This is a genomic window from Pseudomonas sp. CFBP 13710 (assembly GCF_014842235.1).
GTDB classification, from domain to species: domain Bacteria; phylum Pseudomonadota; class Gammaproteobacteria; order Pseudomonadales; family Pseudomonadaceae; genus Aquipseudomonas; species Aquipseudomonas baltica.
In genome coordinates this window covers 270,442-290,739 of the sequence record NZ_JACYVJ010000005.1, presented here as the reverse complement: position 1 = coordinate 290,739, position 20,298 = coordinate 270,442, and the positions used below count along the sequence as shown (strand labels likewise).

The window sequence follows — 20,298 nt, the reverse complement described above, 5'->3', positions numbered from 1 at the left end:
CAGTCGATGACTTGGGTAAGTCAACTTACTGTAGCGCAGGTTCCCCGAGGCGTTACTCGCTGGCCTTGAAGGCCAACTCACCCTTGCGCCACTTAGCCGCCTTGGCGGTTGCCGCCTTCAAGGTCTTGCCGAGGTTTTCCTCAATGCGCTCGTGGGCGGCGAATACCAGCATCACCGTCTGGCCTTCCTTGAACACGATGCCCTCGCCCTGCGCCATGCTGACGAAGGCATACTCGCCGAGCCCGTAAACGGTAAGCTTGATGTCGCGAAACTTGAGTTCGAACTTGCCACCTTCGCGACTGGGCAAGACCGCGGCGCGAAAATGGTCGCCTACTTTGAGTTCGAGCCTGGGTTTGTCATCGACCACCAGTGCGGACTCGGTATCGAGTTCGGCCATATAGATGCCTTCAGCGCTTTGTTCGGTGACATAGACGAAACGCGACTGAAAGAGTTTGACCAACTTCGCACGCAAGTCGCCGAGCACAAACAGTGCGTGCATATCCAGATTACTTACTGCCAATGAAGAATCCTCAAATCGAAACACAGACTACCGAACGCTGTTCGCGTGGTAATAACCTGAAGACGCGGGGAGCGCCGAACGGTCGGCGGCACGTGCAATGACTGCTACCGACCTGCTAACGAAAGACTAAAGGATCGAACCTTGATCCGGGATGCGCAGCGTCGACCCTGCTGCAGGGAAAATTGCCGATGACCGCGAAGGAAAAAGGCAGGCCTGGCCATGTGTGGCTGAGCGGCGCCGGGCTGCATCGAGCAGCCGGCGACCAACATGATCCGAGCGATGATGCGCATGACGGTGATCTGCCGCGAATAGTACCGAATCGAACCCCGCCGCGGTCAAGAAGTTTGTTGCATGGCTGCGGCCTGGACGGAAAACGGTGCACAGGCCAGTGCTTCTGTCCGTCAGTACTGCAGACAAATCCGGCATCGCAAGCGAACTCTGGCGAGGGCCTCGCCTCAGATACTGGGTAACCTTTCAATCATGGCCGGAAACGGCCGCAAAGGAGTCATCATGGATCTGCCGAACCCAAGCCTCACTGGCCTTTTCGATCAACTGGGCCTGGCCAGCGACGAGGCCGATATTCAGAAATTCATTGCCGAGCATCAGCTGGATCAAGACACCAAGCTGATAGATGCGCCCTTCTGGAGTGAACAGCAACGCAACTTCTTGAAAGAAGAGCTGCACAGCGACGCAGAATGGGCGCCCATCGTCGATGAGCTCAACGTGGCATTGCATCCGCAGGCGTAAGAGGTGCCTGCGCGAGCGTGATCATGCCTGACGCTGATGCTTGTCGATCTGCTCGTGGCGCTCTTGCGCCTCGATGCAGTATTTGGTGGTGGGGCTGATCAGCAGACGCTTGAGACCGATCGGCTCGCCACTGTCGTCGCACCAGCCGAAGCTGTCGTCGTTGATCCGGCCCAGAGCCATTTCCAATTGCGGCAGCAGGCGCTGGTCGCGATCGATGACATTGACCAGCCAGTGGCGCTCCTCTTCCACGGAAGCGGCATCGGCGGGATCGGCCGGCGTATCCAGGCTTTCAATGGCTACACGGCTTTGCTCGATACGCTCTTGGGTCTCGATCTTCATGGCCTGCAACAGCTCGGTGAAGTAGGCCAGTTGCTCGGCGTTCATGTAGTCATCAGCCGGCATGGCCAGCAACTTTTCCTTTGTCATTGATTTCTCTGCAAACGAATAATGCGCTAGGGCAAAACAGGAAGCTCGCGACGCCGGAAGCGACGCAGGCAGAATTCTTCAAGCACCACAGGGCACATGGTCAAGAGGGGCGGCAGTCTAAGGCCGGTTTTGACGCGCAGCAACCCCAAATTTGGCGCCCGCCCGGGTGATGACGTGCCGTCGCGCGCATAGCCGCGCCACGGGCGGCGGCGGGCAGCCGGGCAGACGTCTTTTCGCGCGGCTTTTATAGCATACTGGCCGTCTATGATTGCCTGCGATGATTGCTTGGGGTTTCGCCATGACCGACGTTGAAACAAACGCTTCCGAACCACTGCAGCTCGATGCCATCGAGATCCGCGTGCTGGGCGCGCTGATCGAGAAGCAGGCCAGCAATCCGGAAACCTATCCGCTGACGCTCAATGCGCTGGTACTGGCCTGCAACCAGAAGACCAGTCGCGAGCCAGTGAGCCAGTACACCCAGGGGCAGATCGGGCAGAGCCTGCGCGCTCTGGAAGGCCGGCAGATGACCCGACTGGTGATGGGCAGCCGTGCCGATCGCTGGGAACACCGGCTGGACAAGGCGCTCGAGCTGGTGCCCGCCCAGGTCATCCTGATGGGCTTGATGTTCCTGCGGGGACCGCAGACCGTTGGCGAGCTGCTGTCGCGCAGTGCCCGCCTGCACGATTTCGAGGACAGCGAGCAGATCTTGCATCAACTCGAGCGATTGGTCAGCCGCGGTTTCGCGGTGCATGTGCCGCGCCAGGCAGGCCAGCGCGAAGATCGTTACTCCCACGCCCTGGGCGATCCGGCTGCCATTGACGCAATCATGAACGCCCGTGCTGCGACACCCGAGCGCGGCGGTTCGCGGCCTGACGATACCCGCCTCGACGAGCTGGAGGCACGCATCGCCGTACTGGAAGAGCGCTTGTCGCGGCTGGAATGACGCGCTGATCAGCTGCGGGCGTACTCGGTGGCCAGACGCAGTTGCTCGGCCGTTGGACGCACGCCGGTGTAGAGCACGAACTGTTCAAGGGCTTGGATGGCAATGACTTCCAAGCCTGTGATCACCGGTTTGCCCAGTTCGCCCGCGGCCTTGATCAATGGTGTCTGCCAAGGCATCGCGACCACATCGAATACCCGCTGCGCCGCTTCTATGGCGGCGGTTTCAAACGACAGCCCGTCGGCCTGCTCGCCGCCGGCCATGCCGATCGGTGTGACATTGACCAGCAGTTGCGGACGCGAATCGCCCAGTTCGGCCTGCCAGGGATAACCGCAGGCGTCGGCCAGCGCGCGGCCGGTTTCGTAGTTGCGAGCGATGATCAAGCCATTGCGCAGACCAGCGTCGCGAAATGCCGAAGCCACGGCCTTGGCCATCCCGCCGCTGCCACGCAGGGCAAAGGTGGTTTCGGGATCGACGCCGTGCGTGTCGAGCAGTTGGCAGATGGCCAGATAGTCGGTGTTGTAGGCCTTCAGGTGACCGTTGTCATTGACGATGGTATTGATCGACTCGATGGCCGCTGCCGACGCATCCAGCTCGTCCACCAGGGGTATGCAGGCTTCCTTGAATGGCATCGACACGCCGCAGCCACGGATGCCCAGGGCGCGCATGCCGCCGATGGCGGCTGGCAGGTCGCGTGTGGTCATGGCCTTGTAGTAGTAGTCGAGACCCAGCTGGTCGTACAGGTGATTGTGGAAGCGCACCCCGAACGTTCCGGGACGCGCGGCGAGGGATATGCACAGGATGGTATCGCGGTTGGGAGAAATGGACATCGGTGGCCTCCGGGCAGCGTGTGACGTATGAAAGCGGGCTGACGACGCCATGCCCTTACACAAAATTTACCCATGGACAGGGACGCTTTCGACTGATTTTTTGTCATAGTCGTGTTCCCGGCGAAATGCTTTGGACCTATCGCAGGTTCGAACGCCAGGGGTGCGAAACACGAGGAATCTATCATGATGCGTCAACTTCCCAAGATCGCTCTGTTGGTCGGCACGTTGGCGATGGCCAGCCAGGCCTCGGCGCATGGCGGCGGCTGGCAGGGTGCCGGACCGGGTATATTGGGCGCGGTACTGGGTGCGGCCGTGGTCGGTGCGGTGGTCACCTCCAATGCACCGCAGCGGGTCTATGTGGAGCAGCAACCGGTCTATGTGCAAAGCCCGCCACCGGTGTATGTGCAGCAACCTGTCTATGTACAGCAGCCGGTGTATGTCCAGTCGCAGCCGGTGTATGCGCAGCCCTACCCCGTGTATGCGGCACCACCGCCGCCGCGTGGTTACTACGGGCCACCGCGCGGCTACTATGGGCCACCGCCGGTCTACTACGGCCCGCCGCGCTGGTGATCGCGCGGTGTGAGCGCGATAGGGATTATCGATGGTGACTATCGAGCAAGGTGATTTCTAAGGTGCGGGTCGATTTCGTAAGGTGGTCGGCAGGAACCACGGAGGTCTCTCATGCCTGTATTAAGAATCATGTCGGTAGTCGGCAGTGCAGTCCCGGAAAAGTTGCGCGATCTGGGTCTTCTGGCGTGCTGGTACGTAGTGCGCGACGGCGAGGCAATCAGCGGCCCCCTGCCCTCCCTGCCCCATGCCAAGCAAGCGTACGCCACACTCACTGCGGCGCAGCACCCCCAGTTGGCCTGAGTCATTGCGCTTGCGACAAAGCCCCGCCTTGCGGGGCTTTTCATTGGACATCGAGCTGGATGAGCTTTTCTTCACGCGGTGCATCCCGACAAGCGCGACAATCGGCAGGCGCTTTGCCATACTTCCGACGTGTGACATTCGACACTCTCGACCCCGCCTCGATCATCAGCCCGATCTACCTCTTTTTCAGTGAGCGCTCCGCGTGAAGACCCCGCTATCTCTTTTCAGCCTGTGGCTGGCCTTGACTACCTTCGTCGTCGCCCCGAACCTGCAAGCGGCGGAAAAAGCCGCCATCCCGCGTGACCCATCGCAGTTGCACCTGGCCTCGGGCAGTGCCCTGCTGATCGATCTGCAGACCAACAAAGTGGTCTACGAGAACAACGCCGACCATGTGGTGCCCATCGCGTCGGTGACCAAATTGATGACGGGCATGGTGGTGCTGGATGCCAAACAGTCCATGAGCGAAGTGATTTCGGTGGACATCAGCCAGAACAAGGAAATGAAGGGTGTGTTTTCACGGGTCAAGCTCGGCAGCGAGCTGAATCGCCGGGACATGCTGCTCATTACCTTGATGTCTTCCGAGAACCGTGCGGCGTCGAGCCTCGCGCATCACTATCCGGGTGGCTACGGTGCGTTCATTGCGGCGATGAATGCCAAGGCTCGCTCGTTGGGCATGACCCACACCCGCTATGTCGAGCCCACCGGGCTGTCGACCAGCAACGTCTCGACCGCACGCGACCTGACCAAGCTGCTGGTGGCGGCGCAGCAGTATCCGCTGCTGAGCGAGCTGAGCACCACGCGGGAAAAGACCGTGGCGTTCAAGAAACCCAGCTATACATTGGGCTTCCACAACACCGATCACTTGATCAACAAGGACGACTGGGACATCAAGATCACCAAGACCGGCTTCACCAACATGGCCGGCCACTGCCTGGTGCTGGTGACGCGAATGGGAGGTCGACCGGTGGCCATGGTGATCCTCGATGCTTTCGGCAAGTACACCCACTTTGCCGACGCCAGCCGCCTGCGCAAATGGGTGGAAACCGGCAAGAGCAGTGCACCGCCGGCGGTGGCGATGGACTACAAGGCGCAGAAGAAGCAAATGCGTCAGGCCGCGGACTGACCGCGCCGATCACGAACGCCTGGCGGCCTGCTTGCGGGCATACATGGCGCCGTCGGCATCGGCCAGCAGACGCTTTACACTGTCGTGACGCCCGGGGTCGTACTCGATGCGACCTACGCTGTAGGTGATCGAGTAGCGGCCTTGCAGCTCGGCGTTGGCGTCTGCCAGGGCTCGACCCAGGCGCTCGATGACCGCATCGCCTGCGGCGGCATTGGAGCCCAGCAGCAGCGCGACGAATTCGTCCCCGCCCATTCTTCCGACGATGTCCATTTCCCTGAGCACTCTGCGCAATACCTGGGCGAACGTGACCAGGGCGCGGTCGCCTTCGGCGTGGCCAAAGGTGTCGTTGATGACCTTGAAGCGATCGAGGTCGAAGAACAGCAGCGACGCTGGCGTGCCCATGCGCCTGCACATGCTCAAGGCATGCTCCGCCAAGGCTTCGAACCCGCGCCGATTGGACAGCTGGGTGAGGTCGTCGATGCTGGCCAACTGCAAGGCGGCGATCTCGCGCTCGGCCATGCTCGCCAGGTCCAGCAGCAGGCCGCGTTCCTCGGCGTCGAGGACTCGCGGCCGGGTATCGAGCAGACACAACGTCCCGACGTTGCTGCCATTGCCCACTTTCAGCGGGCAGCCGGCATAGAAGCGGATCTTTGGTTCACCGGTCACCAACGGGTTGTCGTGGAAACGCTCGTCGCTGCCGGCATCGGGGATCATGAGAATCTGGTCGCTGAGGATGGCGTGAGCGCAGAACGAGACATCTCGCGACGTTTCAGTGGCGGCCATGCCCTGGCAGGACTTGAACCATTGGCGGTCGCTGTCCACCAGACTGACCAAGGCAATGGGCACGTCGAACAGCCGCCTGGCCAGGCGGGTAAGGCGGTCGAAACGCTCCTCGGGCCGAGTGTCGAGAATGTTCAGGGCATGCAGTGCGTGTACGCGCTCTTCTTCATGCACAGGCTTGGCAGGCGCCAGCATTCGGTAGCTCCTCGGTGATGTCTGCCTCTAGCCTAGCTCATGGGCCAGGGGTTTATAAGCAGCCTGGGGTGGACTTCACGCCGTGGTACTGACCATGGACCCGGCGGTGCTGCTGCCGGATTCCTGCATGGCCTGAAGCAGCCCGGCGGTGGCGGTCTGCAACGCCGCAGAGGTGGCGACCACCTGCGCCTGGATGGCGGCCACGGAGGCTGCCTTGCTTTCTTCGCTTTGCTGGCTGGCCTGGATGCGCGCCATATCCTGCTGCTGTTCCTGAAGCTGCTTCTGCAACTCGGCAATCTGCTTTTGCAGCGCCTTGATCGTGTCCGATGTACCACTGCTGCCCTGGGCTGCGCCCGCGCCGCCAGCGCCACCGGCCGGCGCGCCTTTCTCGGTCGCGGCGGGCGCGGCAGCGGTCTGCGTCGCCTCGCTGTCGGCGACCGCCGTGGGCGCCGGCGCGGCAGTGTTGATGGGGGCAGACGGGCGAATGCTCAAAGTGCTGGCGATGTTGCTCAAGGCGTTCATGACGAGTGCGTCCCTATAGGCTGTGACCGTTGCATCGGCCGGACACGGCCAGGCTTTAGCAACACTGCACAGGAACCGTGCTATCCGTCGGCCTGCGGCCTTGGAAGCGCCCAGGGGTTACCCAGAAAGGATGAGGTGGCGCAAGATGAAAAAAACTTCAACGAGCCGTGCGCGGATTGTTGTCACAATGCCGCCATCCTCAGCAGACATCATCGGGTAGAGACCAACATGACGCGCGTACTGACCATCGAAGACGATGCCGTGACCGCCAGGGAGATCGTGGCGGAACTGAGCAGCCATGGCCTGCAGGTCGACTGGGTGGACAACGGCCGCGAAGGGCTGGTCAAGGCGGTGAGCGGCAACTACGACGTGATCACCCTGGATCGCATGCTGCCCGAGCTGGACGGCCTGGCCATCGTGACGACCCTGCGCACCATCGGCGTGAGCACGCCCATTCTGATGATCAGCGCGTTGTCGGATGTCGACGAGCGCGTACGCGGACTGCGTGCCGGTGGCGATGACTACCTGACCAAGCCGTTCGCCTCGGACGAGATGGCGGCTCGGGTCGAGGTGCTGCTGCGCCGCAACAACCCCGTGGCCGCCGCCGACAACACGCTGCGCGTCGCCGACCTGACCCTGGATTTGATGACCCGCGAAGCACGCCGTGGCGAACAGGCGCTGAACCTGCTACCCACCGAATACAAGTTGCTGGAATTTCTGATGCGCAATGCCGGGCAGATCCTGACGCGCATGATGATCTTCGAAGAAGTCTGGGGTTATCACTTCGATCCGGGCACCAACCTGATCGACGTGCACATTGGCCGCTTGCGCAAGAAGATCGACCCACCGGGCACCGCACCGTTGATCAAGACCGTGCGAGGCTCCGGCTATGTCATTGCCGAACCTGTCTAAAGGCTGGCGTTCTTCCAGCAGTCGGCTGCTGGCGCTCTACAGCTTTCTGTTCGTGGCCTGGAGCAGCATCCTCATGGGGGTGTTGTACTACGAGGTCTCGACATACCTCGCCGACCTGGCGCGGCACTCCCTGATGCAGCGTCAACATCTGTTCTCGCGGTTCCACGGTGAAGCGCTGAACGAGGCGCTGGCTGCCAGCGAAGCATTCGATGATCGCACCTTCGATGCCTATGGCCTGTTCGACCTGCAACTGCGGCCGTTGTCCGGCCAGCTGCTGCAAGTGCCGCGGGGCCTGCCGCTGGACGGTCGCATCCACGACCTGGACAGCTGCGTGGACAGCGCCAATCCGCAGATGCCGCAGAACAGCTGCGACGCGGTGGCCATGCGTACCCTGGACGGTCGCTGGCTGGTGCTGGTACGTGACAACGGCTCGTTGTTCGCGGTGACCCACATCATTCTGCGCGCACTGCTGTGGGGGATTTCGCTGACTATCATTCCCGGGATCGCCGGCTGGCATCTGCTGCGACGCAGGCCATTGCGGCGCATCCGCGCCATCGAGGCCCGTGCCGATGCGATTGTTGCCGGTGATCTGACCACTCGCCTGCCGCTCTCGGACCGCCGGGACGAATTGGACATGCTGGCGGCGATCGTCAATGCGATGCTCGAACGCATCGAGCAACTGATGATCGAGGTCAAGGGCGTCTGCGACAACATTGCCCATGACTTGCGTACCCCCCTGACCCGCCTGCGCGCCCAGTTGTATCGCATCCAGCAGGAGGCGCCGGCGGATTCGCGCCAAGCGTTGCAACTGGACGATGTGATCGCTGAAGCCGACACGCTGATGGCGCGTTTTCGTGGGCTGTTGCGCATCTCGGAAATCGAAGACCACCGTCGACGTTCCGGCTTCATTTCCTTCGACCCGCAACCGCTGCTGCACGAACTGCACGACTTCTATCTGCCTTTGGCCGAGGACGAGGGCATCAATCTGCGTCTGGACGTGCCCGACACGCTGCCGATGCTGCATGGCGATCGCGCGCTGCTGTTCGAAGCCGTGGGCAACCTGCTCAGCAATGCCATCAAGTTCACTCCGGCGCACGGTCTGGTGGTGCTTGGCGCCACGGCGGAAAACGGCGCCACACGTTTGGAAATCAGCGACAGCGGACCGGGTATCGCACCAGAGGAGCGCGAAGCGATCTTTCAACGCTTCTATCGTTGCGAAGCCGACGGCCAGCACAGCGGCTTCGGCCTGGGGCTGTCGATCGTTGCTGCGGTGGTCAAGCTGCATGGGTTTACCCTCGAAGTGGGCAGCAGCGAACAAGGTGGCACGCGGATGACCCTGTGGTGCCGACAAAGCAAGGCATTGGTGTGAACATGAACCTGCTCTATATCAGCGACACGCCCGACAACGCCCTGCAACGCGCATTGGCGGAACACGCCACAACGCTGCACACGGTCGATACGGCCACAGCAGCGCAGGCGCTTGTGCCAGGCCAATATGGGTTCATCGTGCTGGCACTGGAACGCTCTGGCCAGGGCGCGCTGGAGCACTGCCTGGCGCACCGGGGCAGCGCTGCGCTGATGGTGCTGCTGGCCGGCGACGACCGTCAGGCCCGTATCGCCGCCCTGCGCGCCGGGGCCGATGCGTGCCTGGCGCAGCCGGTCGCCACAGCCGAGGTGCTGGCGCGTCTGCAGGCACTGTCCCGTGCGCGGCCGCGCGCCCCTGCCCTGCCGCCTTCACGCCTGTGGTTGTCGCCATCGCGGCTGATGGTCGGACGCGGCAAGCGCCAGCAGAGCCTGACCGTCAGCGAGCATCGCTTGCTGGCGATGCTGGCAAGCAACCCTGGCGCGGTCAGCCGGCAGTCCATCGAGCAGCAATTGTGGGGCGCAGGCCAGGCGCCGAAGACGGCGCTGATCGAGCGACACGTGTGCAACCTTCGTCGCAAGCTGGCCCAGCTCGATTGCCCCGAAGCCCTGCAGACCCTGCGCGGCTTTGGCTACAGCCTGGCCGAGCCGCTGCTGCTGCGCGCCGACTAAGCGAACCCGGGGCCCTCAGCGGGCGCGCAGCATGCAGCGGGCGTAGCGCTCGTCCACCCGTTGGGCAAACCAGGCCGTGGTCAGGTTGCGGGTGATCTTCGGGCTCTGCAGTTTGATGCCCGGAAGGATCGCCCGCGGAACCGGCTTGCCGGCAGCCTTGTCGGCCAGGGCGAAGGTACGCTCGAAGAGCGTGGTCTTTTCGAAATCCAGGGTTTCACCTTCCTCGAGGGCACGGCGAATGTCGCGGTCGTTCATGTTCAAGCGGTTGCCAAGATTGCGTACCGCCAGCTCGGTGTTGCTGGCGGCGCTGGAGTCGTAGCGAATCAGGTCGCCGTCGAGCGCCAGACGGCCGCCGGACAACTGGTTCACGGCATTCTGGAACGCCGCATTGCGGCTTGCGTACCAGCCGGCGTTGAAATCGGCGAAGCGGTACAACGGACGTTCGTAGCTGGCCGGATAGCCAAGCAGATGGGCAATGCCGAAATACATGCCGCCGCGCCGGGTGAACACTTCGCGGCGAATCGAACCGTCCACGGTGTAGGGGTAGCGCGCGCGGTGCTTCTCGGCGAAGTCGATGCTGACCTGCATCGGCCCGCCGGTGCGGACTGGGTTGAACGTGCCGAACAGCTGCCTGCCCAAGGGCACCATGCCGGTGAAGTCGTCGAAGATTTCGCTGAGCTGTTTCTCCGAGCGCGCAGCCTCCAGCCGTTGCGCATAGGACTTGCCGTCGACCGAGCGAATGCCCAGCGCAGCGTCGACGAGAAAGCCCGGTACATGCACCCGACCGGCGCGGCGGTCGATTTCCTGGCGGGCGATCTTGCCCAGCCCCGGCACGCTGGGGTCGACCTGGAAGGTGGACTCCTGCTCGGCCACGGCCAGCACCGCGCACAGGTTTTCATCGCTGCCCGGGATGCCCTGCACGTTCAGGGCCGTTTCGATATCGGCAGCCCAGCCCTCGCGGTCGGTGACCTTGGCGGGCAGCAGCTGCACGAGCTTGGCACGCACCTGTTCGGGCGAAGGTGCCGGGGGTTGGTTGCTGCGTTGACTGGAACAGGCGGCGAGCAATACAAGGAGGATGCTCAGTGCGCCATGGCGCACGGCGAGCCGGCTTCTGGACATGTAAGGCCTTGGGAACGGATGGATTTGCGCCAGTATGGACGAGGCCCCGGCATGTCGACAGCCCCAGTGCAAATACCCCGCAGTCTGGCTATGCTTGCGCTCATGACCATGGCCCCTGCCACTCGCCAACCCTGCCCACCCGGCGCTTGCATCTGCGAGCGCGAACGCCTGCACGCGGTTCCCGATGCCGACCTGCGCATCCTGCGCCTGACCCGCGATGAAGAAAAGCGCCTGCTCGAACGGCTGGAGAACGTGGACAGCCTGGATGACCTGCGGCGCTTGCAGCAGCGTATCTTCGACCAGCTCGGCCTGCGTGTCGAAGTCACGCCTGGCTCGAGCACGGTGCGCAGCATGCGTGGCATCGCTATCCATATCGACGCACTGCCGGGACTGTGCCGCAAGACGCGGCAAGCGATTCCGGCTGCCATCCGTCGCGGCCTGGAAAAGAACCCCGAGGTGGCCTACCGGCTGCTCGACGCCCACGACCTGCTGGGCGGCTGAAGGGAGCTGGCACGGAATCTGCTCTGGTCCAGTTCATCAGTGTCGAAACGCCATGTTTTCGTCACTCTTTCCGAACAGACGGGGTTGGCATGGACACACGTTTTTCTTGCACCGGTTGTGGCAAATGCTGCAGCGACCATCACGTACCGCTGACGCTGTCCGAGGCGCGCCATTGGGCGGAAGACGGCGGCCAGTTGATCGTGTTGCTCGAAGCCTTCCTGGAAAACGGCCCCGGGCTGCACAGCCTGAACCTCAGCCACGCGCAACAGGAACATGCCAGACGGCGTTCGCTGCCCGTGCTGTGCGGCAGCGCGCCCGCCTACGTCTCGATCACCTTCGCCGCCTACAACGTCGGACCTTGCCGCAACCTGGATGCCGACAATCGCTGCGGCATCTATGCCAAGCGGCCGCTGGTGTGCCGGATCTATCCGATGGAGATCAACCCGCACATTCCACTGCGTCCGGACATGAAGGATTGCCCGACCGAAGCCTGGGCCACTGGACCGGCGTTGATTGCCGGTGGGCATTTGGTCGACGCGCCGCTGGCGGCGTTGATCGAGCAGTCGCGTCAGGCCGACCGTGACGACATCGCTGCCAAGGCGCAAGTGTGCGCGCAGCTGGGCATCCACACTGCTGCGCTCAAGGGCGATGGCTTCACCACTTACCTGCCGCCGCCTGCCGCTTTCCTCGCGGCGCTGCGCGAGGTCGACACCATGCCGATGCTGACGAATAACTTGTTGACGCGCTGGGACCTGCACGTCCCGGATGAGGACCTGGCACGGCGCCTGGCCGAAACCGGCGCGATGATCGCAGCCATCCTGGCCGACGACGCCATGTTCATTTCGCTGCGCCGGGTGGCCTGAGCAGCGCAAACGCGCAGATGGGAGATGCACGTCACGAATCATTACGTTATATTATAACTATAACATAATGGATCGTTGCACATGCGCTCACCTCGTTTTGCCCCCATGGCCGGCCTCGCCTTCAGCGTACTGGGGATGCCCGCCTACGCCGAAACCTCGCCCGAAACCCTCGAACTGGAAGCCATCAGCGTCACGGCGGGTGGCGATATGGAAACCGCGACCGGTCCGGTCACCGGCTACCGCGCGACCCGTTCGGGCAGCGCGACCAAGACCGATACCGCGATCAAGGACGTTCCCCAAGCGGTCAGCGTGATCCCGGTCCAGGTGCTTCAGGATCTGGGCAGCAGCAATGTGGAACGTGCCCTGCAATACGCCGGGGGTGTGTCCCAGCAGAACAACTTCGGCGGCCTGACGCTTTACGAATACAGCGTGCGCGGCTTCAGCACCTCGGAATTCTACCGCGACGGCTTCAGCGCCAACCGCGGCTACCCTGCGACCCCGGACGTTTCCAGCATCGAACGCATCGAGGTGCTCAAGGGCCCGGCTGCCAGCCTGTACGGACGTGGCGATCCCGGCGGCACGGTCAACATCGTCAGCAAGAAACCCCAGGCCGAATCCTTCGCGCGCCTGTACGGCAGCGCCGGCTCCTGGGACCGCTATCGCACCAGCCTGGACCTGAACACCCCGCTCGATGCCGAGGGCCAGGTGCTGAGCCGGGTCAACCTGGCGGTGGAAGACAACCACAGCTTCCGTGACCATGTGCAGAACGAGCGGGTGTACGTGGCACCATCGCTGAGCTGGCAGCTGGATCCGGACACCTCCTTGCTGGTGGAGGCCGAGCTGGTGCGCCACCAATCGGTGTTCGACCGCGGGGTGGTAGCGCCGGGCAATGGCTGGGGTGGAGGCTCGCGCCGGACCTTTCTCGGCGAGCCCAACGACGGCTTCATCGACAACGACAACAACCGCATCCAGGCCGCGCTGGAACACCGGCTCAACGACGACTGGCAACTGCGCGTGGCCAGCCACTACAAGCAAGGCGAGCTGAGCGGCGATGCCAGTGAGGCACGCGCGCTCAACGCCGACGGCCATACGGTCAACCGGCGCTTTCGCGAGCGTGACATGGATTGGCACGACAGCATCAGCCAGGTCGAGCTGCGCGGTTTCCTCGACACGGCCAGCGTGCAGCATGAACTGTTGATCGGCAGCGAGTACGAGGATTACCGCAAGAACGAACGGGTGACCGCGACCGCAGGCGCCTACCGGATCGACATCTTCGACCCGGTGTACGGCCAGCCCAAACCCACAAGCGCGCGGTCGGGCTCGGATTTTCGCGAGCATGTGCGCAGCCACGCGCTGAACCTGCAGGATCAACTGGTGTTCAGCGACAAACTGCGCGGCATGCTGGGCATGCGCTATGAACATTTCGAACAGCGCATCGCCGACTACACCACCGGCAATCGCAACCTGCAGCGCCAGGATGCTTTCACCCAGCGCGCCGGGCTGCTCTACCAACTCACGCCGCAATGGGGGCTGTTCGCCAATGCCTCGACGTCGTTCAAGCCCAACAGCGGGCTGGATGCCGGCGGCAAGTCGTTCGACCCTGAAGAAGGCATAGGCTACGAGGCGGGGCTCAAGGCCGAGTTGTTCGACGAGCGCCTGAGCGCCACCCTGGCGGCGTTTCACATCGACAAAGAGAACGTGCTGGCGCTGGACCCGGCGAGCAACCTCAATCGCGCCATCGGCAAGGCACGCAGCCAGGGCGTCGACTTGCAGTTCAGTGGCCAGCTGACCGATGCACTGCGCGTGATCGGCGCCTACGCCTGGATCGATGCCGAGGTCACCGAGGGCGACGCCAGCGTGCCCAAGGGCAGCCGCCTGCTTGGCGTGGCACGCAACAGCGCCAGCCTGCTGGGCGTCCATGAGTTTCAGGACGGGCCGTTGCGCGGTTCCGATATCGGCGCCGCGTTCACCTATGTAGGGGATCGGTCCGGCGAGTCGGGGGGTCGTTTCGAGTTGCCCGCCTATCACACGGTCGATTTGCTCGCGCATTACAAGGCCAGCGACAAGGTCACCCTGGGGGTCAACCTGAACAACCTGTTCGACGAAAAGTACTTCGAGCGATCCTACAGCAACTACTGGGCGATGCCCGGCGAGCCACGCAACCTGACCTTGAGCGTTGCCGTGGATCTGTAGAGGGCGTTTGCCCGTACGACGGCCTCATCCCTGAAGGCCGCCCTACCGGCGCACGCCCAGGCGTCAGATGCGGAAACTACCGACCAGTTGCTTGAGCCGCAGGGCCTGCTGTTCGAGATCGGCGCACGCACGCAGGGTGGACTGCAGGTTTTCCACACCTTCCTGGTTGAGGGTGTTGATCTCGGTGATATCGACGTTGATCGATTCCACCACGGCAGTCTGCTCCTCGGTAGCGGTGGCCACCGACTGGTTCATGCCATCGATTTCGCCGATGCGCTGGGTCACGCTGACCAGACGCTCACCGGCCTGATTGGCGATGGTGACGCTGGACTCGCTCTGGCCCTGGCTTTCGTTCATCAGGATGACCGCCTGGCGTGCGCCCACCTGCAACTGCTCGATCATGCCCTGGACCTGCTGGGCCGATTCCTGGGTGCGGTGCGCGAGGTTACGGACTTCGTCGGCGACCACGGCAAAGCCCCGCCCGGCTTCGCCGGCGCGCGCCGCTTCGATCGCCGCATTGAGCGCAAGCAGGTTGGTCTGCTGTGAAATGCTGGTGATCACTTCCAGGATCTGGCCGATGTTGACGGTGCTGGCGTTCAGGCTTTCGATGTTGCTGCACGAGCCGCTGATCTTCTGCGACAGCACGTTCATGGCGCTGATGGTCTGGCCGACCACCGCCTGGCCATCGGCGGCCAGGTTGCGCGCGGCACTGGAGTGCTGCGAAGCCAGGGCGGCGTTCTGGGCAATTTCCTGCGCGGCGGCGCCCAGTTCGTTGATGGCGGCGGCCACGCTGCCGGTGCGGTTGACCTGCTGATCGGAGTTGAGCATCGAGGAGTTCGAGGCACTGACCACGCGCAACGCCACTTCGTTGACCTGGCCAGTGGCCGAGGCTACCTCGCGGATCGAGTCATGGATGCGTTCGACGAAACGGTTGAACGAAAGCGCCAGGGCGCCGAACTCATCGGCGCTGTGCAGGGTGAGCCGACGGGTCAGGTCGCCCTCGCCTTCGGCGATGTCGTGCATGGCCCGGCCCATTGCGTGCAAAGGCTGCATCAGCAGGCGAATGAGCATGCCAAGCAAGGCGATGGTAAGGACCACGGCAATGACCGTAGCGATCACCGCCGAGCTGCGAAACTGGCTGAGCATCGAGTAGGCCTTGGCCTTGTCCATGCTCAAACCGATGTACCAGTCGACCGAAGGCAGCCCCTCGACCTTGGCGAAGGTCACGATGGACGGACGGCCATCGCGTTCGACCTCGGTGACGTCGCTGCCGATGCGCGGTGTGTGCTGCGGGTACACGTCCTTGAGTGACTTCATCACCAACTGGTTGTCGGGGTGGACCAGGACCTTGCCGTCTGCGCTGACCAGAAAGGCGTAGCCACTGCCGTCGAAGTCCAGCGAGTTGATGGTCTTGACCAGCGTCTCAAGGCTCAGATCCCCGCCCACTACACCGACCGGCTGACCATTGGCGCTCAGCGATGGGGTGGCGATAGTGAGGATGGTCTTGCCGTTCGCGGCATCGACGTAAGGTTCGGTGAGGATGGTCCGGCGCGCGTTCATGGCGTCGGTGTACCAGGGACGGGTGCGCGCATCGTAGCCTTCGGGCATGGTATCGGGCGGTTCGAGGAAATAACCTCCCGAGACATTGCCCAGATAGGCAAACTCGAAGTTGGCCAGCAAGGTCTTCTGCTTGAGCAACGCGCCTATGGCCTCGGGACTGGGGTTGAGGGCAACGCTCTCGGCCAGGGTTTCGGCCAGCAGGATGCGTCCCGAGAGCCAGTGCTGGATGTTCGTGGCAGTGCCACTGCCCATTTCGTGCAGATAGCTTTCAAGGTCGGCACGAATGGCATTGCGCTGCAGGTAATCGTTATAGAACGTGAACAACGCGAAGGCTGCGGTCACGATGAGCGAAGCGGCCAGGAGAATCTTGTGGCTGAATTTCAGGGTTTTTTGCATGGCCGGTAGGTCCGCTGTGATGTTGCACGGGCTATCGGCAAATGTGTGACAGTATTTAGCGTGGATCCAATAATAGCCTGATGCCACTAGTCATTTCCGACTGTCGGTAGTTATTTCCATAACACCATGTGTCGGATTTGACTGACGGTTGGGCTTACAAACAGTGACACCGCTCGGGTCGATCGGTCCAACCGGGCACCGCATGTGACTGTCACGTATTGAGGAGTAAGTGCATGGCTATCGAACGCTATAACGGCTTTGCCCAGGCCCTGCATTGGCTGACGGTCGCCGCGCTGTGCCTGGTGCTGCCGTGCGTATGGGTAGCGGAGAATTTTCCGCCCGGTCCGGTTCGGGTGCTCTGGTACCTGGCACATGAATCCATGGGCATCAGTGTCGCCCTTCTGGTGCTGATCCGGCTGACCTGGCGCTGGCGCCACCGGGCGCCAGCCTATCGAGCGGAGATCGGTGCCGGTACGCGGGTATTGGCCCATCTGAATCATGGCTTGCTGTACGCCGTGTTACTGACCATGCCAGTGACCGGCTACCTGATGGCCGGCAATGGCCAGGACGTGCCGTTTTTCGGGCTGGTGTCGCTGCCTGGGTTCGTCCAGAACGAGGCGCTGGGTAAATTCGCCAACACCGTACATGTGTGGGGGCAATTCGCGCTGTACGGATTGATCATCATGCATGTCGCCGCCACGGTATGGCACGTGGCGGTGCGCCGGGACGGCATGCTCGAGCGGATGCTGCCGCCGCAACGCGACTGACGCGTACGGCGGCCGCCTGCCGTCAGCGCTGACCGATGCTGCTGAACTGTCCGAGCATCTGCGCGAACTGCGACAGGGGCATCTTCTGGCCGTTGAAATCCACCACGGCATCGCTGTAGCGCAGGCTGGCACGTAAATGCTCACCTTCGTCCTTGACCAGCCCGAGCATCTGCCCCAGCCCGGCGACGGTAGCGCTCAGATCCCGTCCGGCCTGTTCCACACGGGCCGGATCCGTCTGCCCCTGGAGCCTGGCCTGCAGGCTGCCGACGTCTGCCAGCATCGGCTTGGACAGTTGCAGATCCGCCTGCACATTGGCGATGAGTGCGGGCCAATACGCTGGCGAGCCGGGTTTGGCCGGCGCGGGATTGGCCAGGCGAGCCGTCATGCTCAAGTGACTTTCGCCGTGGTCGGTGGCCAGGCTCAAGCGTTCCAATTGCAACTGGGGCTTGGCATCCAGCAGCCTGCCGATGACCGTTTCCAATTGTTGCCGCTGGGCAATGCTCAAGCGCAAGGGTGGCAATGTTCCATCTGGCAAAGGTGTCTGCCACTGCGGCGCGATGACCGTTCGATAGAAATCACCGAATTCCCGACTGGCAACGATATCGAGGTTGGCCAGCTTGATGCTCATCTGCAGCGCGCCGACCGGTCGGCTGGCATAGTTCACGGCGCCGATACTGTAGCTGGCCTGGACGTCAAGCTTGCCCTCCACTTCCTGCATCAGGCCGGAGGCGGCAAGGTTTTCCACCTGGACGGGGGCGATCTCGGCGCCCTGCAGACTGGCCTGGGCAAGTTTGAGTTCCGAGTGCCCCAGGTACAGGCCAGAGGTACCCAGGGTGCCGCCGGTATCGAAGCTCAAGCCTTTGAATTGCGCCTGCAGGCGACCTGCCTGGCCTTCGATGTCGGCCAGCAGTTCTTCGCTGCGACCGGTCAGGCTGTAATGGCTGGCGTCGGCGCTCAACACCAGGCGGGCGTTCAAGCCGGAAAATTTCACGGTGTCGTTGCCCTCGCGGGCGTCGAGCGGCAACAGTTGCAGGCGCGTGTCACTGGCACCGTCGTAACCGATGCTGGCCTGACCGCGCAACGGCGGCTGCTCCTGACTCATGGCAAACCAGGCTTGGGTGTCGGCGTTGCGCTCGAGGGCGAAGTTGCTCGCGGCCATCACTGGCATCAACCTGAACGTTTTCAGGTGTGACCAGGGCAGCGGCCCGTGCTCGATATGATCGATCAGCAACAACTCGCGATTTTCGGGCCTGCCCTCGGCCTGCATGCCGTGAAGTCTGATTCGGTAGTGCGCGGTGCTGGTGAAGAAATGCCGCTCCAGGGACAGCAATTCGATCTGCATGCCCGGCTGGCCGTCGACGCTGAAGGAGGCAGCCAATTCGCGATTGGCCTGCTCGATGGCATTGCCGAGGACCGGCTCCAACTGGGTGCCGGTATACCAGGCGCCACCCAGGGTGGCGGCCGCGGCCATGACGACGATGCCGGCGATGATGCCTGTTGCTTTGTTCATGATCGGACTCATTCGAAAGAATACCGCTACACCCGCAGCACTGCCGCCCAGGGCGATAGCAAAACGGCCACGGCGCAGCGCCGGGCGGCAGGTTAGCACCTGCGCTCTGTCAACGGCCAGCCAGGCAGTGGCTCGTCCGACGGCAAATTGCTACCGATGATGACTTTGGTCGCGGCCGCGGAAACGCGCCGTTTTCTTTGCATATCCGTAACTTGTGCGCAACAGTTTATGCCCTTTCGTCAGTCTTTTTTTTAAGGCACAGAACCCTTGGGCGTTGCGTCAGTCGACTGTTCAGACGCTTACGCATCATTGAAGGGACGCCCCCATGACTACCGCCTCCATTCTAGTCCTTGAAGATGAGGACCTTATCCGCCTCCTGCTGACGACGGTGCTCGAAGATGCAGGTTTCGAGGTGACGGCATTCGCAACCGCCGACCAAGGCTACGACTTTCTCGAGACGCATCCGGGAGAAGTCAACATGGTCGTCAGCGATATCCGTATGCCGGGGCATATGGACGGCTACGACTTGAGCAAGATGGCCGCCGAGCGCTGGCCTACCCTGCCGATTCTGTTGACCTCCGGTTACTCGGGTCGCGACCTGGATCTGGGGCCGAATGTTCAGTTTCTGCCAAAGCCGTGGACCAACGAACGGCTGTTGAGCAAGGTGACGACCTCACTGCACATGCATTGATGGGTAAAGCGCGTCAGCGTGGCTTGCCTTGCAAGGCATCCCTGGCGAATGTCGCGGCCTGGCGCGTCATCTGGTCGAGCTGGCGGTCGCGTTTTCTTTCGGCCTCGAGCATGGCTTTGCGCCCATGCTGATTGAGCAGATAGGCATGAATCTGTCGGACCTCCAGCGAAGCGTAGACAGGTGCGACATCCAGCACGGCAATGGGCTGGTCGGTTGCCCCGCCATCGCTGCTCAGCTTGACCTGCGGGCCCTGCGCGCCGATCACCTGAAAGCCCAGATTCTCGAACCAAGGCACCTTGCCCAGTACGCACGCCAGTTCGACGTGGGCATGACGCACCCGGATGGCCTCGAGTAACGCCCGCGCCACTCCTTGCCTGCGCCGCGCCATGCGCACTGCCATGTAGGCCACCGTGCACACTGCGGGGTCATGGGCGGCTCGCAGGAACAGGGCGAAGCCGTCGAGCGTTTCCGGTCGGGCAGGGTCGAACGCCAGCACCAGCTCCGGTTTTACCTCACGCCCTCCGGCCATCGCTTCCAGGTACAGATGCACTTCATAGCCGACGCCGTATTGGTACAGCTGGTACAAAGGGTTGCTCGGGGTAATGCCCAGGCTGCTGATGTCGGTAAGGTAGTCGACCACCATCTGCAGCAATTGGCTCTTGACGTCTTCGGACGGCGCGCAGGTGGAGTGATGGATCAGTGACATCAGTAGCAAGGCTCCGGAAGGACGCACACAGGTGAAAGTGCACGAATGATAAACCGTACCTTGCCTGGATCGACAGTGGCACGTGCCCGCCAG

At 62.6% G+C, this 20,298-nt stretch carries 22 protein-coding genes; 13 read left to right on the top strand and 9 right to left on the bottom strand.

The window, feature by feature from the left end:
• Positions 1 to 52: 52 nt before the first annotated feature.
• Positions 53 to 520, bottom strand: coding sequence for a hypothetical protein (locus IFT44_RS14410; protein WP_122475794.1), 468 nt, complete (start codon positions 518 to 520; stop codon positions 53 to 55).
• Between the two features lie 510 nt (positions 521 to 1,030).
• Here IFT44_RS14410 and IFT44_RS14405 point away from each other — a divergent pair.
• Complete coding sequence (locus IFT44_RS14405) at positions 1,031 to 1,267, top strand: DUF2789 domain-containing protein (protein WP_122475796.1); 237 nt, start codon at positions 1,031 to 1,033, stop codon at positions 1,265 to 1,267.
• 21 nt (positions 1,268 to 1,288) lie between these two features.
• Here the strand turns inward: IFT44_RS14405 and IFT44_RS14400 are convergent, their stop codons facing one another.
• Positions 1,289 to 1,693 (bottom strand): TraR/DksA family transcriptional regulator, encoded by a 405-nt coding sequence (locus IFT44_RS14400; RefSeq protein WP_122475798.1) that lies wholly within the window; start codon positions 1,691 to 1,693, stop codon positions 1,289 to 1,291.
• A 298-nt stretch (positions 1,694 to 1,991) separates the two neighbouring features.
• On the opposite strand from IFT44_RS14400, the gene IFT44_RS14395 reads away from it, so the two are divergent.
• Positions 1,992 to 2,636: a YceH family protein gene (locus tag IFT44_RS14395; protein WP_192176096.1), complete on the top strand. Its 645-nt coding sequence runs from the start codon at positions 1,992 to 1,994 to the stop codon at positions 2,634 to 2,636.
• A gap of 8 nt (positions 2,637 to 2,644) precedes the next feature.
• Here IFT44_RS14395 and IFT44_RS14390 read toward each other — a convergent pair whose 3' ends face one another.
• Positions 2,645 to 3,463 (bottom strand): shikimate 5-dehydrogenase, encoded by an 819-nt coding sequence (locus tag IFT44_RS14390; RefSeq protein ID WP_192176095.1) that lies wholly within the window; start codon positions 3,461 to 3,463, stop codon positions 2,645 to 2,647.
• A gap of 183 nt (positions 3,464 to 3,646) precedes the next feature.
• Between IFT44_RS14390 and IFT44_RS14385 the strand changes: the two genes are divergently transcribed.
• The 3 genes from IFT44_RS14385 to pbpG all read left to right on the top strand — a co-directional run bounded on the left by IFT44_RS14385 (position 3,647) and on the right by pbpG (position 5,456).
• Complete coding sequence (locus IFT44_RS14385) at positions 3,647 to 4,033, top strand: hypothetical protein (protein ID WP_122475801.1); 387 nt, start codon at positions 3,647 to 3,649, stop codon at positions 4,031 to 4,033.
• 111 nt (positions 4,034 to 4,144) lie between these two features.
• On the top strand, positions 4,145 to 4,333 hold the full coding sequence (locus IFT44_RS14380; protein ID WP_122475803.1) for a hypothetical protein: 189 nt from the start codon (positions 4,145 to 4,147) through the stop codon (positions 4,331 to 4,333).
• Positions 4,334 to 4,535: 202 nt separating this feature from the next.
• Positions 4,536 to 5,456, top strand: coding sequence for a D-alanyl-D-alanine endopeptidase (gene pbpG, locus IFT44_RS14375; protein ID WP_122475805.1), 921 nt, complete (start codon positions 4,536 to 4,538; stop codon positions 5,454 to 5,456).
• 9 nt (positions 5,457 to 5,465) lie between these two features.
• Here pbpG and IFT44_RS14370 read toward each other — a convergent pair whose 3' ends face one another.
• Both IFT44_RS14370 and IFT44_RS14365 read right to left on the bottom strand, forming a co-directional pair.
• Positions 5,466 to 6,431 (bottom strand): sensor domain-containing diguanylate cyclase, encoded by a 966-nt coding sequence (locus IFT44_RS14370; RefSeq protein WP_192176094.1) that lies wholly within the window; start codon positions 6,429 to 6,431, stop codon positions 5,466 to 5,468.
• 75 nt (positions 6,432 to 6,506) lie between these two features.
• The gene (locus IFT44_RS14365; RefSeq protein WP_244652162.1) at positions 6,507 to 6,953 is read right to left on the bottom strand and encodes a hypothetical protein; all 447 of its coding nucleotides are present in this window, start codon (positions 6,951 to 6,953) and stop codon (positions 6,507 to 6,509) included.
• A 228-nt stretch (positions 6,954 to 7,181) separates the two neighbouring features.
• On the opposite strand from IFT44_RS14365, the gene IFT44_RS14360 reads away from it, so the two are divergent.
• The 3 genes from IFT44_RS14360 to IFT44_RS14350 are packed head-to-tail and all read left to right on the top strand — an operon-like array spanning position 7,182 to position 9,899.
• Entirely contained in the window at positions 7,182 to 7,865 is a 684-nt protein-coding gene (locus IFT44_RS14360) for a response regulator transcription factor (RefSeq protein WP_122475810.1), read from the top strand.
• The gene (locus IFT44_RS14355; protein WP_122475812.1) at positions 7,843 to 9,234 is read left to right on the top strand and encodes a sensor histidine kinase; all 1,392 of its coding nucleotides are present in this window, start codon (positions 7,843 to 7,845) and stop codon (positions 9,232 to 9,234) included. Before IFT44_RS14360 ends, IFT44_RS14355 begins: the two co-directional genes overlap by 23 nt.
• A 2-nt stretch (positions 9,235 to 9,236) precedes the next feature.
• Positions 9,237 to 9,899 (top strand): response regulator transcription factor, encoded by a 663-nt coding sequence (locus IFT44_RS14350; RefSeq protein ID WP_192104639.1) that lies wholly within the window; start codon positions 9,237 to 9,239, stop codon positions 9,897 to 9,899.
• A gap of 15 nt (positions 9,900 to 9,914) precedes the next feature.
• Here the strand turns inward: IFT44_RS14350 and IFT44_RS14345 are convergent, their stop codons facing one another.
• Entirely contained in the window at positions 9,915 to 11,018 is a 1,104-nt protein-coding gene (locus tag IFT44_RS14345; RefSeq protein ID WP_122475816.1) for a DUF1615 domain-containing protein, read from the bottom strand.
• Between the two features lie 102 nt (positions 11,019 to 11,120).
• Between IFT44_RS14345 and IFT44_RS14340 the strand changes: the two genes are divergently transcribed.
• The 3 genes from IFT44_RS14340 (at position 11,121) to IFT44_RS14330 (ending at position 14,575) form a co-directional block, all read left to right on the top strand.
• Positions 11,121 to 11,519 (top strand): hypothetical protein, encoded by a 399-nt coding sequence (locus IFT44_RS14340; RefSeq protein ID WP_192137911.1) that lies wholly within the window; start codon positions 11,121 to 11,123, stop codon positions 11,517 to 11,519.
• Between the two features lie 89 nt (positions 11,520 to 11,608).
• Positions 11,609 to 12,382, top strand: coding sequence for a YkgJ family cysteine cluster protein (locus IFT44_RS14335; protein WP_122475818.1), 774 nt, complete (start codon positions 11,609 to 11,611; stop codon positions 12,380 to 12,382).
• Positions 12,383 to 12,463: 81 nt separating this feature from the next.
• Complete coding sequence (locus IFT44_RS14330) at positions 12,464 to 14,575, top strand: TonB-dependent siderophore receptor (protein ID WP_192176093.1); 2,112 nt, start codon at positions 12,464 to 12,466, stop codon at positions 14,573 to 14,575.
• A gap of 63 nt (positions 14,576 to 14,638) precedes the next feature.
• Here the strand turns inward: IFT44_RS14330 and IFT44_RS14325 are convergent, their stop codons facing one another.
• Complete coding sequence (locus tag IFT44_RS14325; protein ID WP_192176092.1) at positions 14,639 to 16,531, bottom strand: methyl-accepting chemotaxis protein; 1,893 nt, start codon at positions 16,529 to 16,531, stop codon at positions 14,639 to 14,641.
• Between the two features lie 233 nt (positions 16,532 to 16,764).
• On the opposite strand from IFT44_RS14325, the gene IFT44_RS14320 reads away from it, so the two are divergent.
• Positions 16,765 to 17,298, top strand: coding sequence for a cytochrome b (locus IFT44_RS14320; RefSeq protein WP_122475824.1), 534 nt, complete (start codon positions 16,765 to 16,767; stop codon positions 17,296 to 17,298).
• 22 nt (positions 17,299 to 17,320) lie between these two features.
• Here the strand turns inward: IFT44_RS14320 and IFT44_RS14315 are convergent, their stop codons facing one another.
• Positions 17,321 to 18,808 carry a YdgA family protein gene (locus IFT44_RS14315; protein WP_192176091.1) on the bottom strand — a complete coding sequence of 496 codons (1,488 nt, stop codon included), beginning with the start codon at positions 18,806 to 18,808 and terminating at the stop codon, positions 17,321 to 17,323.
• Positions 18,809 to 19,133: 325 nt separating this feature from the next.
• Between IFT44_RS14315 and IFT44_RS14310 the strand changes: the two genes are divergently transcribed.
• Entirely contained in the window at positions 19,134 to 19,499 is a 366-nt protein-coding gene (locus IFT44_RS14310; RefSeq protein ID WP_122475828.1) for a response regulator, read from the top strand.
• Positions 19,500 to 19,512: 13 nt separating this feature from the next.
• Here the strand turns inward: IFT44_RS14310 and IFT44_RS14305 are convergent, their stop codons facing one another.
• Positions 19,513 to 20,205 (bottom strand): GNAT family N-acetyltransferase, encoded by a 693-nt coding sequence (locus IFT44_RS14305; protein ID WP_192058236.1) that lies wholly within the window; start codon positions 20,203 to 20,205, stop codon positions 19,513 to 19,515.
• Between the last annotated feature and the right edge of the window lie 93 nt (positions 20,206 to 20,298).